A 24999-nucleotide genomic window follows, 5' to 3' on the forward strand; every position below is an offset into this window, starting at 1 on the left:
TTAGATTCCTTATATCTTTCATTAAATGTCTCTTGGTAAAAATCAAGTACGGAAATAGTTTGATGATAAATCCAATGAGACTATATATTTCATCAGGCGCAAAAATAAAAATAACAAATGGCGGACGTATTCATATAAAAGGTGACAGCGACAGAGTATTTTTATCAAAAAATACAGTTTTACATTGTTCTGGGGGAGAGTTAACTATCGGTAACGGTGTTTTTTTTAATGAAAATAATCACGTCATTTGTCATAAGAAGCTGACTATTGGTGATGATTGCCTTTTTGGACAAAACGTTTGTTTTTATGATTCGGATCATCAGTTCAGAGATGGTAATAAAAAAATTCGAGATCAAGGATATACAAAAGAAGATATTATCATTTCTGAAGATGTATGGATTGGCGCTGGCACTATAGTGACGAAGGGGACGTTTATTGGTACTCATACAGTTATAGGGGCTAATTCTGTTGTTAGAGGTAATTTAGACTCATATAGTATTTATGCAGGTAATCCAGTAAAATATTTAAGGAAAATTGATGAAAAATGATAATAAAGAAATAGTATTGCTTTCAACTGCAGACTGGGATAATCCATTTTGGACTAATAAACAGCATGTTGCCGTTGAGTTTTCTCGTAGAGGATACAAAGTCCTTTATATAGACTCTCTGGGTCTACGAAAGCCTAGTTTAAATAAAAAAGATTTTAGTCGGATTTTAAGGAAATTGTTTAAAGCAGTAAAACCACCGAAGAAAGTACAAGAAAATATATGGGTATGGTCTCCAATAACTTTACCATGGAATGAATACCGTGCTGTCAGGAGTTTCAATAAATTCTACCTAAGTTTTTTTGTAAAAATGTGGAGTAAATTACTTGGCTTCAAAAAACCTTGGTTATGGACATATAATCCATTAACCACTGAGTTTTTAAATCCTAGTGATTTTTCAAAAACAATTTATCATTGCGTTGATGAGATTAAAGCTCAACCTGGAATGCCTATTGATGTTTTAGAGCGTGAGGAGAAAACATTAATACAACAAGCAAATATAATATTTGTAACAGCGTTGCAGTTAAAAGAAAATAGAGTAAAATGGAATGATAATATACATTATTTTTCAAATGTTGCAGACTATGTACATTTCAATACTGCTGTAACAAAGGATTATGTTATTCCGGAGGATTTAAAAAAAATCAATACTCCTATCCTAGGTTTTATTGGTGCGGTAAGTTCATATAAAATAAATTTGGATCTTATAAGTTACCTTGCAACCCAAAGGCCACAATACAGTATTGTAATTATAGGTGAGGTTGGGGAAGGTGATCCATCAACAAAAATCGATATTCTTAAAGCACACAAAAATATCCACCTTCTTGGACCTAAGCCTTATAATGTTCTTCCTCAATATCTCAAGTATTTTGACGTTGCATTATTGCCGAATAATCTAAACGAGTATACAGACAATATGTTCCCTATGAAATTCTTTGAGTATTTAGCAGCTGGAAAACCTATCGTAAGTGTGGCTCTTTCTTCAATTCAGGAATTTCATAATGTTGTTAAGATTGGTAAAGATGAATTGGAGTTTGTTATGGCCGTTGATGCTGTCATTTCTGGTGATATTGTCCCTTTGGATGAACGTCTCGCTTTGGCAAAAGAATATACTTACGAAACAAGAACCGATAAGATGCTTAAAATGCTAGTTTAGACGTTCTTTTTGATATGTTAACTAGTTGCTTTCCTTGCATTGCCTTATTAAGTAGTGGGGAGGTAGAATGGCTGTTACTAAAAGGAATCTTATAAAATATGGAGTATCCGTTTTTTTTTATTATTACCTAACAAAAGGTATTACTTCAACTGCGATAGCCTCCGAACCTCCTGAAAATTTTAGTGAAAAAATAAGATCTAACAAAGAAATCTTGAAGCTAAAATTGAAAAATATTCTCACTGAGCAGGAGCTAAAAAATAAATCACCATCTTCAAATTTCGATTATTTTTTTGTTTCATCAGCTAACTCTCATCAGGATAAGGTGGTTGTTTTTATATATGAGGGGCTACGCTCCGTTGGACAAGGTCTGATAACTTCATTGGATGGCAGCGTTTGGAAACCTTACGATATAGAGCTTGAATTAACCGATTTTGGAGCTGTTGGTGATGGTAAAACTGATAGTTCAGATTCCATTGAATTAGCATTAAATTCTGGTATCCCAATCAAAGAGAGTCGACCTAATAATTATCTTTTAACAAGAACTTTGACCCTTAGGGATGGTTTTCTAAGCTTTTCAGGTTTTGGTAAGGGGAAGACAGTTTTTCTTTTAAATCATTTTTTAAATGGAATTGTCTACAGTAAACCATTGTTTCAATCAACCAAGTCTAAAGTCTTACTTTCCGGTTATACCTTGAAAAGACTTAATTCTTCTCTGTATACGGGCAGGGCTGGACCCAAGGGACTGTATGTAAGTAACGCTGATCCATTACTGATCGATGATGTTGAAGAATGCTATGGTCTCGGATATGGGATACATGTTGACTTTTCGAATAATGTAATAGTCAAAAATTGCTATGTACATGATCATAAGGGGCTAATAGCAGGCCTTTCTGGAACAGATGGAATACATTTTTATCGTTCTAAAAATGTAACTGCAGAACGTAATTTCGTTCATGATGTTGGTGATGACGCTTTGTCCGCGGGCTCGTTTGACAAGGGAAATAAAGCGCAAAATATAACTTTCAATGATAATCGTATAGTCTCTTGTAAAGGCGGAATAAAAGTTTACTCTTATGCTAATGATATTTTCATAAATAGAAATGTCATAGTAGGTTCTAGAGAAGGTGGAGTTTACCTTACTGACGATAAAAATTCCCCTGAAGATTCATATATAGCGAATGTGGTTATTAAAAATAATAAATTTTCCTTCATCGGCGTATTAGGTGAATCAAATGAATCGGGTGCTTTAAGAATTCGCTTTTGGCCAAAACCGAACAAATCTTCAAGAATAGATAATGTTGTCTTTGAAAATAACACTATAGTCAATTGTCTTCTTGGGGTCTCAACACTGGCTTATGATAGTTCTAAACGATTATCCAATTTATTTATTGTTGGGAATAATTTCTCCGTAGACAAAAACCATGTTGGTAAGATTAAAGGATATTATATTAGAGTTATTCAGTGTGATGAAAAATTAATTATTGAACGTAATAATTTCCAATCTTCAAAAGAAATACTTCCTGTAGCCAAAGATTATCAATCGGATAATCTTAAATGGTCATCAACTGCCGAAATGAAATTTAAAGATAATAGTATAAATAATCACTAATAACTTTTATTTTTCATAAAGTGGTTTTTTATTTCCACTGCAGCTTGCCATCTCATTATTCTGTAGTTGAATTAATATAGAGGGTAATCATGATCCTTCCAGTAATCATGGCTGGCGGCACCGGTAGCCGTTTGTGGCCAATGTCTCGTGAGCTTTATCCAAAACAATTTCTTCGTCTTTATGGCGATAATTCTATGCTGCAGGAAACGGTCATCCGTTTAAAAGGACTGGATGTTTCCGAACCGCTGGTGATTTGTAATGAGCAGCATCGTTTTCTGGTGGCTGAACAGTTACGTCATATCGGACAATTATCACAAAATATTATTCTGGAACCTGTGGGGCGTAATACCGCACCGGCAATTACTCTGGCGGCCCTGAGCGCCATTGCGCAGGGCGGCGACCCGCTGCTGCTGATACTGGCGGCAGACCACGTGATTGGCGATTGCGCGGCGTTTCACCGTGCGGTGCAACATGCGATTCCTTTCGCCGATCAGGGCAAGCTGGTGACCTTTGGGATTGTCGCTGCTGAGCCTGAAACCGGATATGGCTATATTCAGCGTGGCGGTGAGATGGGCGATCCACAGGCGCCTGCGTATCGCGTGCAGCGCTTTGTTGAGAAGCCGGATTTAGCCACGGCTATGCAGTATCTGGAAAGCGGTGAATATTACTGGAACAGCGGCATGTTCCTGTTTCGGGCGCGTCGTTTTCTGGAAGAACTGGGTCAGTTTCGCCCCGATATTCTGGAAGCCTGCCAGAAGTCTGTCGCCACCTCACAGACGGATCCGCAGCAGGATTTTATTCGCGTGGATAAGCAGGCCTTTGTCGCCTGTCCGGACGAATCTGTTGATTATGCCGTCATGGAAAAAACCACTGATGCGGTTGTTGTACCACTGGATGCGGGCTGGAATGACGTCGGTTCGTGGTCGGCATTGTGGGATGTCAACGGCAAAGACGCGCAGGGCAATGTCATGTCCGGTGATGTGTTTACGCACCATGCCAGTAACTGCTACATCAACACGGATGAAAAACTGGTCGCGGCCGTCGGCGTTGAGAATCTGGTGATCGTCAATACCAAAGATGCCGTACTGGTTATTGATAAGTCGCAGGTGCAGGACGTCAAAAAAGTGGTCGAGTTTCTGAAGAAAAGCGAACGCGGCGAGCATCGCGTACATCGTGAATCTTATCGCCCGTGGGGGAAAAACGACAAAGTGGTCAGCAGGCCACGCTACCACGTCAACCGTCTCACCGTTAAGCCCGGCGGTCAGTTCTCCTTACAAATGCATCACCACCGCGCGGAGCACTGGGTTGTGCTCTCCGGTACGGCAAAAGTGACGGTCGACGATAACGTCTATTTACTCACCGAAAACCAATCCACGTTTATTCCCATTGGTGCCCAACATATGTTGGAAAACCCCGGGAAGATTGCGCTCGAACTGTTAGAAATCCAGTCAGGCTCCTATCTGGAAGATGACGATATTATCCGTATAAAAGATCACTATGGTCGCTGTTAATTTGGGGATGAAATATGTCACGTACATTAACGTGTTTTAAAGCTTACGATATTCGCGGTGAATTAGACGTCGAATTAAATGAAGAAATTGCTTACCGGATCGGCCGCGCGTATGGCGAATATCTGAAGCCGAAAAAAATGGTATTAGGCGGCGATGTTCGTCTGACCAGTGAGGCATTAAAACTCGCACTGGCAAGGGGATTGCAGGATGCCGGCACCGATGTTGTTGATATTGGTGTGACAGGCACAGAAGAAATCTATTTTGCCACCTCGTATTTGTGCCTGGATGGCGGTATTGAAGTCACGGCCAGTCATAATCCGATGAATTATAACGGCATGAAGCTGGTACGTGAGGATTCTAAACCGATCAGCGGTGACACAGGGTTGAGGGATATACAGGCACTGGCGGAAGCCAATACCTTCGCACCGGTTGACCAGGCGCAGCGCGGAAGTTATGAGAAAGCCACGGTGCTGGATGCTTACGTTGATAAGCTTTTGAGTTACGTCGATTTAAACAATTTTACCCGTCCGCTCAAACTGGTGGTTAATTCAGGCAACGGTGCCGCAGGCCATGTCATCGATGCAATAGAGCAACGCTTTAAACAAGCCGGTGCGCCGGTTGAATTTATCAAAGTGCATCATCAGCCTGATGGCACTTTCCCGAACGGTATTCCTAATCCGTTGCTGCCTGAATGCCGCCAGGATACAACGGACGCGATCATTAAACATAACGCGGATATGGGAATCGCCTTTGACGGTGATTTTGACCGGTGTTTTCTCTTTGATGATGCCGGTAACTTTATCGAAGGTTATTACATCGTTGGCCTGCTGGCGGATGCTTTCCTGGAAAAATATCCCAGCTCACGCATTATCCACGACCCACGTCTGAGCTGGAATACCATTGATATTGTCACCGGTGCGGGCGGTGTGCCAGTCATGTCGAAAACCGGGCATGCTTTTATCAAAGAGCGTATGCGTCAGGAAGATGCGGTCTATGGCGGTGAGATGAGCGCCCATCACTACTTCCGTGATTTCTATTACTGCGACAGCGGGATGATCCCCTGGTTGCTGGTCGCCGAGTTATTGCATGTTAAAGGCAAATCCCTGCGCCAACTGATTAACGATCGTATCACCGCTTATCCTGCTTCCGGCGAAATAAACAGTTATCTGCAGCAGCCAAAAGAATCCATTGCCCGTGTATTGGCCATGTATGAAGAAGAGGCGGTTCACGTCGATCATACAGACGGTATCAGCCTTGAATTTGATGAGTGGCGTTTTAATCTTCGTAGTTCGAATACTGAACCGGTAGTCCGGTTAAACGTTGAGTCCCGCGCAAATACAAAATTAATGCAGGAACAAACCAGAAGAATTCTTTCCATCCTTCGTAGTATGTAACCCTTAAAACATCTTATTAAAGTGAGTGATAATAACTCGCTGTGGGTTTGTGTTGCTCACTTTTTATTTTATAAGGTTTAAATTATGTCACATGATGTGAGTGTTGGGATTGTTGCTGACTGGTTGGTGACATTTGCCGGGGCTGAAAAAGTTATTGCGGAGTTTATTAAATTATATCCCCATGCCGATATTTATTCTGTTGTCGATTTTCTTTCTGATGAATCCCGCAAGAAATTCTATGGTAAAGAAGCGACGACCTCTTTTATTCAGCGGTTACCTTTTGCTAAAAAGAAGTATCAGCAGTATCTGCCACTGATGCCGCTGGCCATCGAACAACTCGATGTGACGGGGCATGACATTGTGCTTTCCAGCAGTCACGCGGTTGCCAAAGGTGTGCTTACCGGCCCCGACCAGCTACACATCAGCTATGTACATTCTCCGATCCGCTACGCATGGGATTTTCAGCACCAATATTTGCGTGAAGCAGGGCTGAATAAAGGCTTGAAAGGCAAACTGGCCCGCTGGTTTTTACATAAAATCAGGATCTGGGATTACCGGACAGCCAATGGTGTTGATCACTTTATTGCCAATTCCCAGTTTATTGCCCGCCGGATTAAGAAGGTCTATGGCCGCGATGCTGATGTTATATATCCGCCTGTTGATGTTGATCGCTTTACCTTGCAGGAGAACAAAGAAGATTTCTATTTTACCGCTTCACGCATGGTGCCTTATAAGCGTATCGATCTGATTGTTGAGGCATTCAGCCAGATGCCGGATAAGAAGCTGGTTGTGATCGGTGACGGCTCCGAAATGGCTAAAATAAAAGCCAAAGCGGGCAGTAATATCGAAATACTGGGCTATCAGCCTGATGACGTGATGCAAGATTACATGAGGCGTACGCGGGCATTTGTTTTTGCTGCAGAAGAAGACTTCGGCATTACGCCGGTTGAAGCACAGGCCAGCGGCACGCCTGTGATTGCCTTTGGCAAGGGCGGTGCCCTGGAGACCATCAGACCTTACGGTGAACAGAAGGCTACCGGGGTATTTTTCTCCGAGCAGACGGTGGAATCACTGATCAAGGCCGTACATCACTTCGATATCATTAAAGACTCTATTCTTCCGTTGGACTGTCGAGAAAATGCCTTAAAGTTCTCTGCACAACGATTTCATGATGAACTGGACGAATATATCAAAGCTAAATGGCAAGACTTTAATGAACGAAAACGCATCGTTTATTAAAATTTTATTATTGGTTATTTTCCTGTCGTTGACTTTTTATTCTGCGATTCATCTTACTCAACATAACCTTGCAATTATAATCGTACATCCCGCCGGATGCGTTTTTAAATTGTAATCTAAGGGTTTACTATGTCTAAGGTCGCTCTTATTACCAATATCACCGGACAGGACGGCTCCTATCTGGCTGAGCTTTTACTTAAAAAGGGCTACAGGGTCCACGGTATTATTCTGCACAGCCCGTTGCCTGATGCTGAGTTTTCCTGTGAGAACTTACAGGCAAATTATCCTGATTTTCATATTCATCATTATGGCTGGGGTGAACTTCAGGATCTTGGGAGATTCCTGGCGTTAATCCGGGCTGATGAAATTTATAATCTGGATATCACCAGTGAGACGACGGCTTACTCGCCGTTACCCGGTGCCGCGCTCAGCGCACTGAGAATGCTTGAGGCCATCCGCTCTCAGGGGCTCGAACGTACAACACGTTATTATCATGCCTCATCTTCCGCGCTCTGCGGGCTGGTTAACGACCTGGCCATCAATGAAATGGTGACATTTACGCTTCCACCTTCGGAGACGGTCGCCAGAATCAGTGATTTCTGGACGGCGGTGAATTACCGCGAAACCTTCGGGATGTATGCCTGCAACGGCATTCTGTTTAATCATGAGTCGCCGCGTCGCAGCGAAAACTTTGTGACGCGCAAAATTACCCGTGGCTTAGCCAATATCACGCAGGGGCTGGAGGGATGTCTGTATCTGGGCAATCTCAATGCGCTGCGCGACTGGGGGCATGCGAGGGATTACGTCAAAATGCAGTGGCTGATGTTGCAGCAGGATAAACCTGAGGACTTCGTGATCGCGACGGGCGTGCAGTTTACGGTCCGTCAGTTCGTGACCTTTGCGGCGCTCGAGCTTGGGATCAAGCTGCGGTTTGTCGGTAAGGGAGTGGAGGAAAAAGGGGTGATTGCCGCGATTATCAGCCCGGTCGCAGCGGCGTTAAAAGTCGGAGACGTGATTGTCGCGGTGGATCCCCGTTATATGCGTCCGGCCGAAGTCGGGCAGGTGCCGGTCAATCCGGCCAAGGCGCGTCGCAAGCTTGGCTGGTTGCCAGAAACCTCATTACAGGATCTGGTGATCGAGATGGTTCAGGCCGATCTGGCTTCTGCCAGACAGACTGCCAGATTGAAACTGTACGGATAAATTCAGACCACTGCTCGCTGACGGATGCAAAAAGGCCGAAGAATGTTTAACGTTCTTCGGCCTTTTTTATGCTCGCAGCTTGAGGCAGAAAGCAAAAAAACCAGCCGTTAAGCTGGTTTCTTTAAATCGCGTACCCGGACCCGGACTAACGCAGAAAGCAAAAAACCCGCCATAGGCGGGTTTCTTTAAATATGGTGCCCGGACTCGGAATCGAACCAAGGACACAGGGATTTTCAATCCCTTGCTCTACCGACTGAGCTATCCGGGCAACGGGGCGCATTAAACCGTATTGGGCCTGTGCCGTCAACGGCTTTTTGTGACAACAGCGGGGTTCGTCACCCGACTGATGCTTTTTGCGACGATTTGTTGATTTAACTTACGTAAGCGCCAGCGCAGCGCCGGATTATGTCGCCAAAGGCAGGAAATTCCGGCGCTGGCGGATGTCGCATTATGTAAGAAATTCCCGTCCTGTGCAGGGTTGAACAGGGGGGTAAAAGATGCCATTATTGCGCCGATTTATTACACAACTCTGATCCCGTTTTCACGCGACAGCTCAAGAGGGTTGCGGCATGGCTGGTTTATCACATCGCGCTGTTGTTCAGTGCAAAAACAATCTGATGATGATCTCCGGGTGCTGTAAACACCACGATTTCAGTTTTCCTCCTTTTGCAGTTCCTTTCATGCGGTAAGGCTATCGTTTGCCCGCTGACAGGCATTATTAAAAACAGAGAGGCATAAACAGAGCGGTTCTCTGATTTTACTGTTGTCTGCCAGACGTGGCTGAGCCGCGTCGTTATTGTCGATCGCGCGCTCAGCCAACGTCATTTGCCGGGCTGGACTCTGCGCACTCTGCCTTTCATGACGTAAGAACCAGCTCATTGCCGTGCCTCCTGGCACACCCTCTTACTTAACCGTTTGAGAGTCTGAATGAAACACTTAAAACTAGCAGCTAGCATCTCTGTCGCGCCTTATCTCCAGACCTCGCGTCTGGTCGTTGACCTGCGCCGTGCGGATTACGCCGACGTGGCGGCCATCATTATTTCTGTCGGCGATCTGAATCACGGCAGACTGGCGGAGATCGAAACGCTGGGATTTGGCATTCCTGCGTTTGTCGCGGTGCAGGGAACCGAGCAGGTTTCGCCTGAGTTTTTACCGTCGCTGAAAGGCGTGATCACCTTGTCGGATGCCAATCAGGCATTCTATGCCGCGCAGATTGAGTCTGCCGCGCAGGGTTATGAGGAAGCGTTGTTCCCGCCGTTTTTCGATACGCTGAAAAAGTATGTCGAGATGGAAAACGCCACATTTGCCTGCCCGGGGCATCAGGGCGGTGAGTTTTTCCGCCGCCATCCGGCCGGACGCCAGTTTTATGATTTCTACGGCCCGAACATTTTCCGTTCCGACATGTGTAATGCCGACGTCAAACTGGGCGATTTACTGATCCACGAAGGCTCGGCGAAAGATGCGCAAAAATATGCCGCCAAAGTCTTCAGTGCCGACAAAACCTATTTCGTGCTCAACGGCACCTCTGCGGCCAATAAAGTCGTGACCAATGCGCTGCTGACCCGCGACGATCTGGTGTTGTTCGACCGCAACAATCATAAATCTAACCACCACGGTGCGTTATTGCAGGCGGGCGCCACGCCGGTGTATCTCGAAACGGCACGCAACCCGTTTGGTTTTATCGGCGGCATAGACGCGGCCTGCTTTGATGAAGCGTATCTGCGTCAGCAAATCCGGGAAGTGGCACCACAGCGTGCAGAGGAGAAACGCCCGTTCCGTCTGGCCATTATTCAGCTCGGCACTTATGACGGCACCGTGTACAACGCCCGTCAGGTGGTCGATAAAATCGGTCATTTGTGCGATTACATCCTGTTTGACTCCGCATGGGTCGGCTATGAGCAATTCATCCCAATGATGAAAGAATGCTCACCGTTGCTGCTGGAGCTGAATGAAAACGATCCGGGCATTATTGTCACTCAGTCGGTACACAAGCAGCAGGCCGGGTTCTCCCAGACTTCGCAAATCCACAAAAAAGACAATCATATCAAGGGACAAAAGCGCCATTGCAGCCATAAAAAGCTCAACAACGCCTTTATGATGCACGCCTCTACCAGCCCGTTTTACCCGCTGTTTGCCGCGCTGGACGTCAATGCGCGTATCCATGCCGGCGGCAGCGGAAAACATATGTGGATGGAATGCGTGAAGCTGGGTATCGAGACCCGCAAAATGCTGCTCGATCAATGCTCGATGATTTTGCCGTTCGTGCCGCCGGTGGTGGCCGGTAAACGCTGGCAGGATCATGAGACGAATGAGATGGCCAACGATGTCCGTTTCTTCGACTTTGTGCCGGGTGAACGCTGGCATGCCTTTGAGGGATATGCGGAAAAACAGTATTTCGTCGATCCGTGCAAACTGTTGCTGACCACGCCGGGTATTGATGCTTCCAGCGGTCAATACACGCAGTTCGGCATTCCTGCGACTATTCTGGCGAACTATCTGCGTGAAAACGGCATCGTGCCGGAGAAATGCGATCTCAATTCTATCCTGTTCCTGCTGACCCCGGCCGAAACGCCTGCCAAGATGCAACTCCTGGTGGAAGAACTGGTGCGCTTTGAGCAATACATCGAAGAAGATGCGCCGCTCAGTGAAGTGCTGCCGACGGTGTATCGCAAAAACGAAGATCGTTACCGCAACTACACCATCCGTCAGTTATGTCAGGAAATGCATAATCTGTACGTCAGTTTTGACGTCAAAGAACTGCAAAAAGAGATGTTCCGCGAAAAGAGCTTCCCGCAGGTGGTGATGAATGCCCAGGATGCGCACAACGAATTTATCCGCGATAACATCGAACTGATCGCCATTGCAGATGCGGAGGGCAGGATCGCCGCAGAAGGCGCGCTGCCGTATCCTCCGGGCGTGTTGTGTGTCGTGCCGGGAGAATTATGGGGCGGGGCAGTACAGCGTTACTTTATGGCGCTGGAGGAAGGGATCAACCTGCTGCCGGGCTTCTCGCCTGAATTGCAGGGTGTGTATATTGAGAAAAAACCGGTCGGCTGGAAGCGCGTGATGGGGTATGTCGTGGCGCAGTAGTTTTTTGGCGTAAGTAAATACGAATAATTAAATAAGGCGGGGCTATAAACCCTGCCTTATTTATTTAGAGGAATATATATGAATTTTAAATCTGTTGCAGGAATGAGGTGTTAATAAATTGGGTCTGGAATGATGCTATTAATCTGAATGGTATTTTAAGCTGAATTAATCAATTCGTTTTTTATATGCTTCGCGCGCTATTTGTTATATCCATCACAGTGTTTTATTTTTCCGTGAAACTTAGCGTTCTGTTTTGTTTCCTTATGTTGCTTTTTACTTTCTGTTCCTATAAATTGCCAAACTAACCACTTCGAATAAAACAATGGAAATCCATGCATAAGGATGTCTCAGTTAAGATCGCAATGATCTTATTAACTGCTACCGTAGCGTTGAGCGGTTGCACCCTTTCTCCGGGAATAAGTTTAAAAACATCAAATAAAAATACCATTAAAGAAAAAGGTATTCCTTTTGATATTAACTCTGCTGTTGATATATATCCTATAACACCGAAACTTGTCGAAACGCTGGCTTACCGGCCGGTTGTTGCAACAGTAAATAATGAACTGGATCAACATATCAGAAATTACCAATACCAGATCGGTGTTGGAGATATATTGACCATTACGGTCTGGGACCATCCCGAACTGACTACACCCGCTGGCCAGTATCGAAGCGCCGGAGAATCAGGGAGTTGGGTGAATGCGGATGGTTCAATATTCTATCCCTACATTGGCATGGTAAAAGTGGCAGGCAAGACGACAGCGCAAATTCGTAGCGACATTGCCGGCAGGCTTGCACAGTTCATTCAGTCGCCTCAGGTTGATGTCAATGTTGCTGCGTTCCGCTCGCAGAAGGTCTATGTCACCGGCGAAGTCGTTAAATCCGGCCAATTGCCTGTGACAAATGTCCCGATGACCGTGATGGATGCCGTCAATCTGGCAGGGGGATTAGCCGAAAAAGCAGACTGGAATAATGTTGTCCTGTCCCATGCTGGTGGGAAAGAGCAGATTTCCTTGCAGGCATTAATGAAAAACGGTGACATGCGCCAGAACCGTCTGCTTAATGACGGCGATATTTTGTATATCCCGCGAAATGACGAGCTGAAAATTTTTGTCATGGGCGAAGTGAAGAAACCCACCACGTTGCGTATGGATCGCAGTGGCATGACCCTGACCGAAGCGCTGTCTAACGCCGAAGGTGTCGATCAGCTCACATCGGATGCGACGGGTATCTTTGTCATACGGACATTGAAAAACAGCGATAAAAATAAGATCGCCAATATCTACCAGTTAAATGCCAGCGATGCGACAGCCCTGGTATTGGGCACCGAATTCCAGCTTCGGCCTTACGATATTGTTTATGTGACGACAGCACCCCTCACAAAATGGAACCGCGTGATAGGCCAGTTATTGCCGACTATTACAGGTGTCCATGATATGACGGAAACTGCTCATTATTTTCGTAACTGGTAATAAAGGTGACTATGTTTAATTCCGTATTAATTGTCTGTATCGGAAATGTATGTCGCTCGCCTATTGCCGAGGCCATGCTTCAGCAATTACTTCCTGCCAAAGCAATACACTCCGCAGGTATTTCCGCGCTGGCCGGTGACGGTGCTGATGCGATGGCGAGCCGCATTTCTGAACAACATGGTTTTTCGTTGCAAAACCATAAAGCACGGCAATTAACCCGTGAGATGTGCCATGATTCTGATCTGATTCTTATTATGGAAAAGGCACATATCTCATCGGTCAGTTATTTTTTGCCAGAAGTCAGAGGCAAAACCATGTTATTAGGCTACTGGAACCAGAAAATAGACATTCCCGATCCTTATGGTAAAAGCGCTGTCGCATTTGAATATGCGTTCTCTCTTATAAAAGAATCTGTTATCGGCTGGAAGTCTGTTTTAGAACGTCAGGTGAAACATGATTGGTAAATCCGAAAGTAAATCTGGAAAACAAAACGCGTGCGATGAACTTGATTTACGAAAGATAGTGGGCTTTCTTATCGACAGGATCCGCACCATTGTGATGGTGACAGCTGCGTTTTCTTTCACTGGCCTGCTTTATGCTTTTCTCTCTACCCCCGTATATCATGCGGATGCTTTGGTTCAGGTCGAACCGGCGAACGGCAACAGCGTGATGCGCACGCTTTCTGAGTTGTTGCCCGCTGAAACGCCTGTGTCCGCGAGAGAAATCCAGTTAATCACATCGAGAACGTTGATTGGAAAAACTGTCGCCCAGCTGAATTTAGACACCCAAATTGGATTCAACGGTTTCCCCTTTCTGGGGAATAAGTTACATCGTTTAATGTCAGCCGAAGTGCCGAAATTGCAGGTAGAAAGATTCGAGACAACGGACCGCGTGACCGGGGAAATCTACACGCTTGAAAACTTAGGGCGTAATCAATACCGCCTGACCACCCCTTCGGGCGCCGTTGCGCAAGGCAATGTCGGGGAACGTCTTAAGACACCGGAATTGACTCTGCAAGTGACTCAGTTGCGATCATCGGCAGGGGATACATTCTCATTACAAAAACGGGATGTCAGTGAAGTTATCGGTGAATTGCAGAAACGCATTCAGATCCGGGATCAGGGAAAAGATACCGGCCTGCTGACCATCAATATTACCGGTTCTGACCCCGAGCAAATCAAAAATATTGTTCAAAAAGTTAGCGAAAACTATGCTGAACAGAGCATTCAAAGAAAATCAGAACAAGCAGAGAAAAGTTTAGGTTTTTTAAAAACTCAACTTCCCGTGGTCAGAGAGAAACTTGATAAGGCGGAAACAAAACTCAATTTATACCGAAGCATGAATAATTCTGTTGACCTGACGCTGGAAGCCAAGTCAATGCTTGAGAATATGGTGCAACTTGACGGACAAATTAATCAGCTCATATTAAAAGAAACTGAAGTCTCTAAACTGTATACAAAACAACATCCGGCCTATTCTGCGTTGCGGGAGAAAATACAGGTTCTGGAAAATGATAAAAATGCGCTGGCAAAAAAAGTGGATAAATTACCGCTGACGCAACAGGAAATACTCCGGCTCACCCGCGATGTCCAGTCAGGACAAATTGTCTATATGCAACTTATGGACAAAGAGCAGGAACTTAATATCAGTAAGGCAAGCACCATCGGCACCGTACATATCATTGATCCTGCCACTACCGCCCGTAAGCCGGTCAATCCTGGTAAATTTCTCATTATTCTCGTTTTCACATTTTTGGGTGCTGTTTCATCAGTGATATTTATACTGGCTAAAACTGCGCTGATACGCGGGGTAAATTCAGCAGAAATGCTTGAGGATATCGGATTAAATGTTTTTTCCAGCGTGCCTGTTTCGTTATGGCAACATAAAAAGCATCATACAGGGACAAAATCATCGCCGACAGGAGGATTACTTGCGCTGGAAAATCCGGCGGATTGCGCGATAGAAGCATTAAGGAACCTGCGGACATCGTTACATTTTACGATGCTCGAAGCCGGCTCCAAGGTATTGATGATTTCCGGTGCCAGCCCCGATGTGGGTAAAACATTTATCAGCTCCAATCTGGCGGCAGTGATAACCCAGGTTGGCAAAAAGGTATTATATATTGATGCGGATATGCGAAGAGGTTATTCACATATCTTATTCAATAAAATGAATGAGTTCGGATTGTCCGATATTCTCGCCGGAACCGTGGAGTTTTCCTCCGCAATACACAATACGGCCGTCGAAGGTCTCGATATTATCACGCGTGGGAAAATCCCACGGAATCCTTCTGAGCTTTTACTCCGAGAAGAATGCGCCGGACTTTTAGAATGGGCATCCAAAAAATATGATGTCATTATTCTGGATGTGCCGCCTATCCTTGCGGTGACGGATGCCGCCATTATAGGGAAATATGCCGGTGTCTCACTGCTTGTGGCTAAGTTTGAGATGAGCACGGTCAGGGAAATGGAGTCCAGTATTCAGATATTCGCACGGCATAATATCAGTGTCAGCGGCGTGATTTTAAACTCCGTCATCAACAGGACATCAAATTATTATAATTATGGCAAGTACGCGTATTATAAGTATGAGTCAGCAAGTAACTAACTGATTATGCAATAAAAACGGAGGCCCGAAAGCCTCCGTTTTTTATGCTGCTGACCTCGCCAAAGGCTAGTCCACGCGGCGATAGCTACGCTGCGTGTTATTCACCTTATACAGGTAGCGACGCGATTCTGCGGACGGGTGTTTGGTTGTCAGCGTGGTATACACATCGCCCGGCGCCATGTTGTTGATGATGTTAAACGCCTGCGTTTTATTGCCGGAGAATACGCGCAACACGCTGCCCGCGCCGCCGTTATAGGCGGTAATGACGGCATAACGACGCGATGTCGGGTTGCTGATATTTCCCAGATAGACGTTTTGCAGCATCGCCAGATAGGCGGTACCGGTATTGATATTATTCTGCGGATCAAACAGATAGCTGCGGCTTGGCTTGCCCCATTTCCCTTCAGATTTGAAGACGTCTGCCCCGGCGGAATGCTGCACGACCTGCATCAGTCCCAGGGCATCGGCGTTACTCACCGCATACGGGTTAAAGGCCGATTCCGTTTGCATGATCGCCAGGATCAGCGACTGATCGACGCCATATTTAGCAGACGCTTCACGGATCATCGGCAGGTATTTATGCGCACGCTGATTCAGGTGGTTTGGCACCATCTGAATGGTGACGGAATAAATCACATGCAGACCGGACTGGCGGCGCATCAGCTTATTCTGGATCAGATAATCCGCAAAGCTGGCGGCGCGGCCTTCCCAGCGGATCGGCTGTCCGGTGTTATCAAGAACCTGACCATATAACATCGGCTCGCGGCTGATCTGAATATCATTGGCGTCCGAATAGAGGTCAACGTTGCCCGGATCATCGCCGACCAGCAAGGTACTGATGATCGCCTGACGCAGGCTGGCGGCCGGATCGGTACCGGAAATCGTTTCAAGGGTGATGGTACCCGCATCAAAGTTGATGTGGCTGCGGGTGTAATATTGATCGCTGTATTTCACATAGTCTTTCGGACCGGCGATCAGCACTTCATTCATGCCCCAGATGTTTTCGATGTTATGGGCGAACTGCCCCATCAAAATATCGAACCCATTGGTGTCTTTAACATAAGCTTCGTTGAACTGGTCTTTCTTGCTGCCGGAGCAGGAGATCAACATCGGTGCGATAACCAGCAAAGCTAAAATTTTCTTCATCTTGAAACCATTTCTGGTGAAAGAAGCAGATCCCCGAAAAAATCTGCCTAAGCTATTAATGATAAAGCTTTATTGAGTCAGCGTTATTGGGATGGCGGGGTATAGCCTTCGATATGCACATCCTGGCCTTCAAACAGAAAATTCACCATTTCCTGCTCCAGCAATTTGCGGTCATCCGGGTTCATCATGCTGAGTTTCTTTTCGTTGATCAGCATGGTTTGTTTAGCCATCCACTGTGACCAGGCTTCTTTCGAGATTTCGTTGAAAATGCGTTTACCAATCTCGCCAGGGTAAAGCTGGAAATCCTGCCCTTCGGCGTCGCGCTTAAGAAAAGTGCAAAAAATCGTTCTGCTCATACTGATTCCTTATCGATCATTCTTTTGGGGCGGTTTTATTTGCCCGGTGCCTGTTTTGCTAACTGCATCAGCAGGCGTTCTACCGGCGCGGCCAGCCCGACGGATTGTGGTTGCGCTAAGTTATACCAGAGACCCGCACCTTCATCCATGCAACCCGCCGTTGTTCGCAGATTTAACCACATCGGGACGATATCCAGATGGAAATGGCTGAAAGTGTGACGAAAAGCGGTCTGCTGCTGCAACGCATTTTGCGTAACACCGTATTTTTGCAGCCCGAGGGACAGCTCTTCCTCGGTGGTGTATTGCGGGAAGCAGAACAATCCGCCCCACAAACCCACCGGCGGACGCTGCTCCAGCCAGACTTTATCTTCCTGCTGGATCATCAGCATAAAGGCGGTTTTTTCCGGCAGGGTTTTCTTCGGTTTTTTGCCGGGGTATTTTGCCCAGCTATGCTGTGCGTAAGCTTCACAGCCGGATTTTACCGGGCACAGTTCGCATTTGGGTTTGCTGCGCGTACAGACCATCGCGCCCAGATCCATCATCGCCTGATTAAACTGTGCCACGCCTTCTGCGGGCGTCACCTCTTCGCTGATGGCCCACAGCCTGTTTTCAGTTTTCTTCTCACCCGGCCAGCCATCAACGGCATAACAGCGGGCCAGCACGCGTTTCACATTGCCGTCTAAAATAGGGTAGTGCTGATTGAGTGCCAGCGACAAAACCGCACCCGCCGTCGAACGGCCAATGCCGGGCAGGGCGAGGATCTGATCAAAGGTGGTCGGAAACACGCCGCCGTGCTCGCTGGCAATCACCTGCGCCGCTTTATGCAGATTACGCGCGCGGGCGTAATAGCCGAGGCCGGTCCACAGATGCAGCACTTCATCGAGCGGAGCCGCCGCGAGGTCGGACACCGTCGGGAAGCGTTGCATAAAGCGTTCAAAATAGGGGATGACAGTCGCTACCTGCGTTTGCTGCAACATCACTTCCGAAAGCCAGACTTTATAAGGTGTTTTCGCGATTTGCCACGGCAGTGTTTTACGGCCATAGCGTTGATACCAGTCGAGTACCAGCGGTGAAAAACGTTTTGCTTCCATAAAACCAGGGGCTTCCAACATGGGTAAATGACAGTCCGGCAGGGTTAAGAGACGGGGCTGATCACATCACAGTTGCCGTCTGGCTGTAAACCGGAACTTTCCGCACTGTATTGACCGATTTCCTGCCCGCAAGCCTTGCTAATCGGGAGTAAGTTTGGATAATGCGCCTTTCCTTATATTTAGTGACCAAAGCACAGGCATCCGCGCGCGGGTACCGCGTCTTGCCAATCGGAGTGGAAACACCATGAAAAACGACGTCATTTCACCGGAGTTCGACGAGAACGGTCGCGCGATGCGCCGTATTCGCAGTTTTGTCCGCCGTCAGGGCCGTCTGACGAAAGGTCAGCAATTTGCGCTGGACAACTTCTGGCCGGTGATGGGCGTGGAGTTTCAGGCTGAAACCCTGAACATTGATGCCTTGTTTGGTCGCTCAGCGCCTGTGGTGCTGGAAATCGGTTTCGGGATGGGCACATCGCTGGTCACCATGGCGAAGCAGAACCCGGAGCAAAACTTTATCGGGATTGAAGTCCACTCGCCGGGCGTCGGTGCCTGTCTGGCGACGGCGCACGAAGAGGGCGTCAGCAACCTGCGCGTGATGTGTCACGATGCGGTCGAAGTGCTGGAAAAAATGATCCCGGATGGCTCGCTCGATATGGTGCAGCTATTCTTTCCTGACCCGTGGCACAAAGCGCGTCATAATAAGCGCCGTATCGTGCAGCCTGAATTCGTAGAGAAGCTGCGCAAAAAACTGAAAGTGGGCGGTGTTTTCCACATGGCGACCGACTGGGAGCCGTATGCAGAGCACATGCTGGAAGTGATGACCTGTTTAGAAAGCTGGGCGAATCTGTCGCAGGAAGGCAATTATGTTCCGCGTCCTGAATCCCGCCCGGTGACCAAGTTCGAAATGCGTGGCCAGCGTTTAGGCCACGGCGTATGGGATCTGATGTTTGAGAGGAAGCAATAATGGCTACAAATCGCAGTCGTCGTTTACGTAAGAAGTTACACATTGCCGAGTTCCAGGAACTGGGCTTCTCTGTAAAATGGCGTTTCCCGGAAGGTACCGCGGTCGAAACCATTGACGAATCACTGGATAAATTCATTGACGGTGTGATCGAGCCAAACAAACTGGCCTTCGACGGCAGTGGCTATCTGCAATGGGAAGGTCTGGTTTGCCGTCAGGACATCGGTCACTGCACTGATGAACAGCGCGCGCAGGTCAAAAAATGGTTGGAAGACCAGAAAATGGAAGACGTGGAAGTTTCAGAGTTGTTCGATATCTGGTGGGATTGATTTCACCGGTCAGATAAATTCTGAATCTTTTAAAGGTGCCTTTCCGGCACCTTTGTTACATCTGGAGGCAGGACGTTGGGCACCGAACTTGATAACAGTTTGCTGGAAGATATTCTGGCGCAGGTCAGGCCGCTGATTGGCCGCGGCAAGGTTGCCGATTACATTCCTGCGCTGGCGGAAGTCAGCCCCGATCATTTAGGGATTGCCGTGTGTACCACGAAAGGGGAGATCTTTCGTGCCGGTGATGCCGACATGCGTTTCTCGATCCAGTCGATCTCCAAAGTGCTCAGCCTGACGCTGGCACTGACCCGTTATCAGGAAAGCGAAATCTGGCAGCGCGTCGGCAAAGAGCCGTCCGGCCAGCCGTTCAATTCACTGGTTCAGCTTGAGCTTGAGCAGGGAAAACCGCGTAACCCGTTCATCAATCCGGGCGCGCTGGTGGTCTGCGATATGCTGCAAACCCGGCTCTCGGCACCGAAACAGAGAATGCTGGAAGTGGTGCGTCAGCTGGCCGGATCGGCAGATCTCAACTACGATCGGCACGTTGCCCGTTCAGAGTTCGACCATTCTGACCGCAATGCGGCGATTGCCTATCTGATGAAGTCTTTCGGAAATTTCGACAACGACGTCATCACCGTTTTGCATACTTATTTCCACTACTGTGCACTGCGGATGAGTTGTGAAGAACTGGCGCGGACGTTTGTTTATCTTGCCAACAAAGGCCATCCGCTCGGCAGCGAGACACCGCTCATCGATGCCCGTCAGGCACGACAGATTAATGCGATGATGGTGACCAGCGGCATGTACGACGGCGCCGGTGAATTCGCTTACCGCGTCGGGATGCCGGGTAAATCTGGCGTCGGTGGCGGTATCATTGCCGTGGTACCGGGCGAGATGTGTATCGCGGTATGGTCGCCGGAACTCGATGCGGCAGGGAACTCTTTGGCAGGTATTGCTGCCTTAGAATTGCTGGCGCAACGTATTGGCCGTTCAATTTTTTAAGTTTGCTGTCTTAAGGGAGAGTACATGTTAGTGAAAACTGGAGTGGTAAAAACCGGACTGGCCGCGCTGCTGGCGCTGACCGCATGGAGTGCGCAGGCTGATTACCAGTGCGGCGTAAACCCGAAGGATGACGTGATCATCAAACCGCAGACCGTGCAGGTGGTGGGGAACAGCGGTGATTTACTGATTACGCCCAACGGCAACGTCACCCTCAACGGTAAAGACATGACCCTGAGCGCCAAACAGCGTCAGGAAGCGATCGATTATCAGGCCGGTTTGCGCCGCGACCTGCCGTGGATCGATCAGGGCGCGACGGCGCATCTCGAAAAAGGCCGCGTGGCGGTGGACCGTGTCATTGTCGAAAAACTCGGCAGCGACAGCAACGTGCGTAACCGCCTGGTCACGCTCGACAAGCAACTGAAGCAACAGATGAACCTGATCATTGAGCACCGCGCCGACGGTCTGACCTTCCACCATAAAGCGGTGGATCAGGTTAAACAGAACGGTCAGAAGCTGATGGAACAAACCATGGGCGGCGTGATGCAGGACAGCATCAACGAGATGGGCCTCAAACAAGCTGCCAGCGGCGGTAACCCGTTACAGGCGATGATGGGCAATCTGGGCGGTCTGCAACAGGCGGTTCAGGAAGAGTGGAACAGGCAGGAAAAAGAGTTCAAAGCCTTTGGCGATGACGTCTGCAAGCGCGTGACCGCGCTGGATACCCAACACAAAGCGTTACTGGCGGATTTGAAACAGTAACCGCTAAATGACAGAAACAAAAAAACCGCGATTACGCGGTTTTTTTTTTGCCCCTAAACCTTACTCTGCCAAAAAAAGCTCCAGCAGCGAATTCAGGAACAGTTTACCTTTACCGGTGATCTGCCAGTGCGTCCCGGTTTCCAGCAGATATTCTTTGGCGATGGCTTCGTCAAGCTGCGCACGGATCACGCTTTCATCCAGTCCGGTATACAAACCAAACTCTTCGCGCGGGGCGGCTTCCAGCAGGCGGAAACGGTTCATGAAGAACTCAAACGGCAAATCTTCGGTTTCGACCGGATGCTGTTTATCCATGTAGCGCCCCTGCATATAACCGCGCGGATGTTTGGTTTTGACGGTGCGCAGGATTTGCCCGTCGGGCTGCGTCAGTTTGCCGTGCGCGCCACAACCGATGCCCAGATAATCGCCGAAGCGCCAGTAGTTCAGATTGTGCTGACACTGATAACCCGGTTTGGCATACGCCGAGGTCTCGTATTGCTGATAACCGGCGGCGGTCAGCAACTGATCGCCTTGCTCGAAAATATCCCATAACGCGTCGTCGTCCGGCAGTGTTGGCGGACGTGAGGCGTACAGGGTATTTGGCTCGATGGTCAGCTGATACCACGACAAATGCGGCGGATTCAGCGCAATGGCCTGACGCAAGTCGTCCAGTGCTTCTTCCAGTGTCTGGTCTGGCAAACCATGCATCAGATCCAGATTGAAGCTGCGCAGGTTGAGGCCGGTGGCCAGATGCGCCGCGCGCTTTGCTTCTTCCGGGCCGTGAATGCGTCCCAGACGCTCCAGTTTCTGTGCATCGAAACTTTGCACGCCAATGGAGATACGGTTCACACCGGCACGCTGATAGCCGCTGAAGCGGTCTGCTTCGACGGTACCGGGGTTGGCTTCCATGGTGATTTCAGCGTCAGCATCAAGCGGCAAACGTGCACGGACCCCGTCGAGCAGGGTTTGCATCGCTTCACTGCTCAGCAGGCTGGGGGTTCCGCCGCCGATAAAAATCGTCCCCACGCTGCGTCCGCCCGCCAGATGCAAATCGGCATCCAGATCGGCCAGCAGATGCGCGACATAATCGTCATGCGGCACTTCACCCTTTAACGCGTGCGAGTTGAAATCGCAGTAGGGGCATTTTTGCACGCACCACGGAATATGAATGTAGAGACTCAGCGGCGGCAACTTACGCATTGTTCTGTGCAGCCTCTTTCATCGCGGCCAGCAACAATTTCAGCGCCAGTCCACGGTGAGATACCGCGCTTTTTTCTTCGCGGGTCAGTTCTGCGGCGGTTTTGCCCAGTTGCGGGACGTAGAAAATCGGGTCATAACCGAAGCCGCCTTCACCTGCTTCGGCAAAGGTGATTTCGCCTGCCCAAGTGCCGTGGCACACCAGTGGCGTCGGATCTTCCGCATGGCGCATATACACCAGCACACAATGAAATTGCGCGCCGCGTTGGCCCAGAGGCACGTCTTTCAGTGCGACCAGCAGCTTATCAAGATTTTCCTGATCAGAGGCGTCAGCACCGGCGTAGCGTGCAGAATAAATCCCCGGTGCACCCCCGAGAAAATCGACGGCCAGACCGGAATCATCGGCAATGGCGGGCAAACCAGTCACGGCTGCCGCATGGCGGGCTTTCAGGATGGCGTTCTCAATGAACGTCAGCCCGGTTTCTTCGGCGGATTCTACGCCGAGTTCAGTTTGTGCGACCACATCCAGCCCGAAACCGGCCAGAAGATGTGCGAGCTCACGCACTTTACCGGCATTGCCGGTAGCTAATACGACTTTCTGCATGGGAGAGTCCTGACTTAAACGTTATTCAGCGAGCAGTACCGCGACCTCAGTCGGGATATTTTGCGGATGGGTAATGCGGACTTGTTTATGGCGGCCCAGCTCGCCCTTTTCAATGCTGACCTGACTTTTGGCGACTTTAAACTGTTTTGCGAGAAATTTCACCAGATGCGTGTTCGCCTGACCGTCCACCGGCGGGGCAGTGATGGCGACTTTCAGTTCGTCGCCATGCAAACCCACCAGGCTGTCGCGGCTGGCTTTGGGCTGGATCACCAGCCGCAAAACCAGCGTATCGCCGTGCCAGAACGCCGGGGTTAAAGCTGATACCACAACGCACCCAGCAGATCCATGCCGAGATAATTCAGCATATACAGGATAAGAATGACCACCATCGCCGAGAAATCAATACCGCCCATGGCCGGAAGAATGCGGCGGATTGGCGCCATCAGTGGCTCGGTCAGTTGCATCAGCAGGTAATCCATCGGGCCGCGGCCCTGGCTCACCCAGCTCATCAGGGAACGGATAATCACCAGCCAGAACACCAGATAACCGGCGGCTTTCACCAGCCCGATCAGGCCAATCAGCAGACTGCTCAGGCCGATAAACAGTGCGCCGCTCTGGATAAGCAACAGCAGCGGGAATTTAATCGTGCAGAGGATAAACGCCAGCAACAAACTCGCGCTGTCAATGGGCCCCAGTGGCGGAATAATCCGGCGCAGCGGTCCGATCACCGGCTGCGTGATTTTCACCACAAATTGTGAGAACGGGTTATAAAAATCTGTACGTGCCCACTGCATCCAGATGCGCAGCAGCAGAACCATCACGTAGAGATCAATGAGGGTTTTAACCAGAAAAGTCAGCGTTAACATTTGTTACCTTTAATATTTTTAATTAGAACAGTTTTTCCATTTCCTGCGCGCGGGTAATGGCGGCCTGCATGGCGCCGGAGACCATCTCCGGTAATTTATGGTCGGTGAAAAACTTCAGTGCTTCAAAGGTTGTGCCGCCTTTGGACGTCACATTCTCACGAAGTTGTGACAATGGCGTGTCCGGGCTGGCGGCAACCAGGGCACTGGCCCCGCTGGCGGCTTGTTCAACCAGCATCCGTGCGGTTTCTGCGCTGAAACCCAGACGTTGCGCTTCAGCCTGCATCGCTTCCATAAACAGGAAGAAATACGCCGGTGCGCTGCCTGCGGCGGCGATCACATGGTTAATGCCTTCTTCACTCTCAACCCAGCAGATTTTACCCACCGCGCTCATCAGTTCACCGCTGTAATCGCGATCTGCCTGCGATACCTGAGCAGGCGCAAACAACCCGCTCATGCCTTGTCCGACAAGGGAAGGCGTGTTCGGCATAATGCGGACGATGTTCAGATTCTCGCCCAGCAGTTCGCAGAAGCGGGCGACGCTGACGCCTGCGGCAATCGACAGTACCAGCTTGCGGCCAAAATCCACGTCTTTTTGCAGTGCTTTACATACATCCGCCATCATCTGCGGTTTTACGGATAAAACCACCACATCGGCGTCTTTCGCACAGCCGCTGTTATCGCTGCTGCTGTGTACACCGTATTTTTCAGCCAGCGCATCACGATGCGTGGTGGAAGGGGCACAAACGCTGATCAGATTTGCCGGATAGCCGCTTTCGACCAGACCGGAAACGATAGCGCCCGCCATGTTACCGGCGCCGATAAAACAAATTTTGCGGTGTTGCATGGATGCTCCTTGCTTAAATGGGGG

General features: G+C 48.6%; 23 protein-coding genes and 1 tRNA gene. 15 read left to right on the forward strand and 9 right to left on the reverse strand.

The features are described 5' to 3' along the window. Positions 1-62: 62 nt before the first annotated feature. The 7 genes from EDF78_RS22610 to EDF78_RS22640 all read left to right on the forward strand — a co-directional run bounded on the left by EDF78_RS22610 (position 63) and on the right by EDF78_RS22640 (position 8654). Entirely contained in the window at positions 63-548 is a 486-nt protein-coding gene (locus tag EDF78_RS22610) for an acyltransferase (RefSeq protein ID WP_133823944.1), read from the forward strand. After that, entirely contained in the window at positions 538-1701 is a 1164-nt protein-coding gene (locus EDF78_RS22615; RefSeq protein ID WP_133823945.1) for a glycosyltransferase, read from the forward strand. The genes EDF78_RS22610 and EDF78_RS22615 overlap by 11 nt, the downstream gene beginning before the upstream one ends. Positions 1702-1768: 67 nt before the next feature. After that, positions 1769-3310 (forward strand): right-handed parallel beta-helix repeat-containing protein, encoded by a 1542-nt coding sequence (locus EDF78_RS22620; RefSeq protein WP_133823946.1) that lies wholly within the window; start codon positions 1769-1771, stop codon positions 3308-3310. A gap of 89 nt (positions 3311-3399) precedes the next feature. Further along, entirely contained in the window at positions 3400-4821 is a 1422-nt protein-coding gene (locus tag EDF78_RS22625) for a mannose-1-phosphate guanylyltransferase/mannose-6-phosphate isomerase (protein WP_133823947.1), read from the forward strand. 14 nt (positions 4822-4835) lie between these two features. Further along, positions 4836-6215 (forward strand): phosphomannomutase CpsG, encoded by a 1380-nt coding sequence (cpsG, locus tag EDF78_RS22630; protein ID WP_133823948.1) that lies wholly within the window; start codon positions 4836-4838, stop codon positions 6213-6215. Between the two features lie 84 nt (positions 6216-6299). Continuing rightward, a complete protein-coding gene (locus EDF78_RS22635; RefSeq protein WP_133823949.1) occupies positions 6300-7454 on the forward strand; it encodes a glycosyltransferase family 4 protein in 1155 nt (384 codons plus the stop codon). 129 nt (positions 7455-7583) lie between these two features. Further along, entirely contained in the window at positions 7584-8654 is a 1071-nt protein-coding gene (locus EDF78_RS22640; RefSeq protein WP_133823950.1) for a GDP-mannose 4,6-dehydratase, read from the forward strand. Between the two features lie 192 nt (positions 8655-8846). Here EDF78_RS22640 and EDF78_RS22645 read toward each other — a convergent pair. Then, a tRNA-Phe gene (locus EDF78_RS22645) sits at positions 8847-8922 on the reverse strand. 659 nt (positions 8923-9581) lie between these two features. On the opposite strand from EDF78_RS22645, the gene speF reads away from it, so the two are divergent. The 4 genes from speF (at position 9582) to EDF78_RS22665 (ending at position 15823) form a co-directional block, all read left to right on the forward strand. After that, positions 9582-11744, forward strand: a complete 2163-nt coding sequence (gene speF / locus EDF78_RS22650) for an ornithine decarboxylase SpeF (protein WP_095924774.1) — start codon at positions 9582-9584, stop codon at positions 11742-11744. 332 nt (positions 11745-12076) lie between these two features. Continuing rightward, positions 12077-13216: a polysaccharide export protein gene (locus tag EDF78_RS22655; protein WP_131694121.1), complete on the forward strand. Its 1140-nt coding sequence runs from the start codon at positions 12077-12079 to the stop codon at positions 13214-13216. 11 nt (positions 13217-13227) lie between these two features. Continuing rightward, a complete protein-coding gene (locus tag EDF78_RS22660; RefSeq protein WP_119826920.1) occupies positions 13228-13680 on the forward strand; it encodes a protein tyrosine phosphatase in 453 nt (150 codons plus the stop codon). Then, positions 13670-15823 (forward strand): polysaccharide biosynthesis tyrosine autokinase, encoded by a 2154-nt coding sequence (locus EDF78_RS22665; protein WP_133823951.1) that lies wholly within the window; start codon positions 13670-13672, stop codon positions 15821-15823. The genes EDF78_RS22660 and EDF78_RS22665 overlap by 11 nt, the downstream gene beginning before the upstream one ends. 66 nt (positions 15824-15889) lie before the next feature. Here the strand turns inward: EDF78_RS22665 and mltC are convergent, their stop codons facing one another. The 3 genes from mltC to mutY form a co-directional block, all read right to left on the reverse strand. After that, positions 15890-16969: a membrane-bound lytic murein transglycosylase MltC gene (mltC, locus tag EDF78_RS22670; protein ID WP_095924784.1), complete on the reverse strand. Its 1080-nt coding sequence runs from the start codon at positions 16967-16969 to the stop codon at positions 15890-15892. 83 nt (positions 16970-17052) lie between these two features. Beyond that, positions 17053-17325: an oxidative damage protection protein gene (locus EDF78_RS22675; protein ID WP_095924785.1), complete on the reverse strand. Its 273-nt coding sequence runs from the start codon at positions 17323-17325 to the stop codon at positions 17053-17055. A gap of 35 nt (positions 17326-17360) precedes the next feature. Beyond that, positions 17361-18437, reverse strand: a complete 1077-nt coding sequence (gene mutY, locus EDF78_RS22680; protein WP_131694119.1) for an A/G-specific adenine glycosylase — start codon at positions 18435-18437, stop codon at positions 17361-17363. 223 nt (positions 18438-18660) lie between these two features. Between mutY and trmB the strand changes: the two genes are divergently transcribed. The 4 genes from trmB (at position 18661) to EDF78_RS22700 (ending at position 21467) form a co-directional block, all read left to right on the forward strand. Next, the gene (gene trmB / locus EDF78_RS22685) at positions 18661-19380 is read left to right on the forward strand and encodes a tRNA (guanosine(46)-N7)-methyltransferase TrmB (protein ID WP_095924787.1); all 720 of its coding nucleotides are present in this window, start codon (positions 18661-18663) and stop codon (positions 19378-19380) included. Further along, on the forward strand, positions 19380-19706 hold the full coding sequence (locus tag EDF78_RS22690) for a YggL family protein (protein ID WP_095924788.1): 327 nt from the start codon (positions 19380-19382) through the stop codon (positions 19704-19706). The genes trmB and EDF78_RS22690 overlap by 1 nt, the downstream gene beginning before the upstream one ends. A gap of 75 nt (positions 19707-19781) precedes the next feature. Further along, positions 19782-20708: a glutaminase B gene (gene glsB, locus EDF78_RS22695; protein WP_095924789.1), complete on the forward strand. Its 927-nt coding sequence runs from the start codon at positions 19782-19784 to the stop codon at positions 20706-20708. Between the two features lie 24 nt (positions 20709-20732). Further along, entirely contained in the window at positions 20733-21467 is a 735-nt protein-coding gene (locus EDF78_RS22700; RefSeq protein WP_095924790.1) for a DUF2884 domain-containing protein, read from the forward strand. Positions 21468-21527: 60 nt separating this feature from the next. Here EDF78_RS22700 and hemW read toward each other — a convergent pair whose 3' ends face one another. The 5 genes from hemW to proC are packed head-to-tail and all read right to left on the reverse strand — an operon-like array spanning position 21528 to position 24975. Beyond that, entirely contained in the window at positions 21528-22664 is a 1137-nt protein-coding gene (hemW, locus tag EDF78_RS22705) for a radical SAM family heme chaperone HemW (RefSeq protein ID WP_095924791.1), read from the reverse strand. Beyond that, positions 22657-23265, reverse strand: coding sequence for an XTP/dITP diphosphatase (locus tag EDF78_RS22710; protein WP_133823952.1), 609 nt, complete (start codon positions 23263-23265; stop codon positions 22657-22659). The genes hemW and EDF78_RS22710 overlap by 8 nt, the downstream gene beginning before the upstream one ends. Before the next feature lie 21 nt (positions 23266-23286). Next, on the reverse strand, positions 23287-23592 hold the full coding sequence (yggU, locus tag EDF78_RS22715) for a DUF167 family protein YggU (protein ID WP_095924793.1): 306 nt from the start codon (positions 23590-23592) through the stop codon (positions 23287-23289). Further along, complete coding sequence (locus EDF78_RS22720; RefSeq protein WP_095924794.1) at positions 23577-24131, reverse strand: YggT family protein; 555 nt, start codon at positions 24129-24131, stop codon at positions 23577-23579. Before EDF78_RS22720 ends, yggU begins: the two co-directional genes overlap by 16 nt. 22 nt (positions 24132-24153) lie before the next feature. Continuing rightward, positions 24154-24975, reverse strand: a complete 822-nt coding sequence (gene proC, locus EDF78_RS22725) for a pyrroline-5-carboxylate reductase (RefSeq protein WP_133823953.1) — start codon at positions 24973-24975, stop codon at positions 24154-24156. Positions 24976-24999 lie beyond the last annotated feature (24 nt).

Origin of the sequence: Rahnella sp. BIGb0236 (assembly GCF_004364755.1) — a bacterium.
GTDB classification, from domain to species: Bacteria; Pseudomonadota; Gammaproteobacteria; order Enterobacterales; family Enterobacteriaceae; genus Rahnella; species Rahnella victoriana.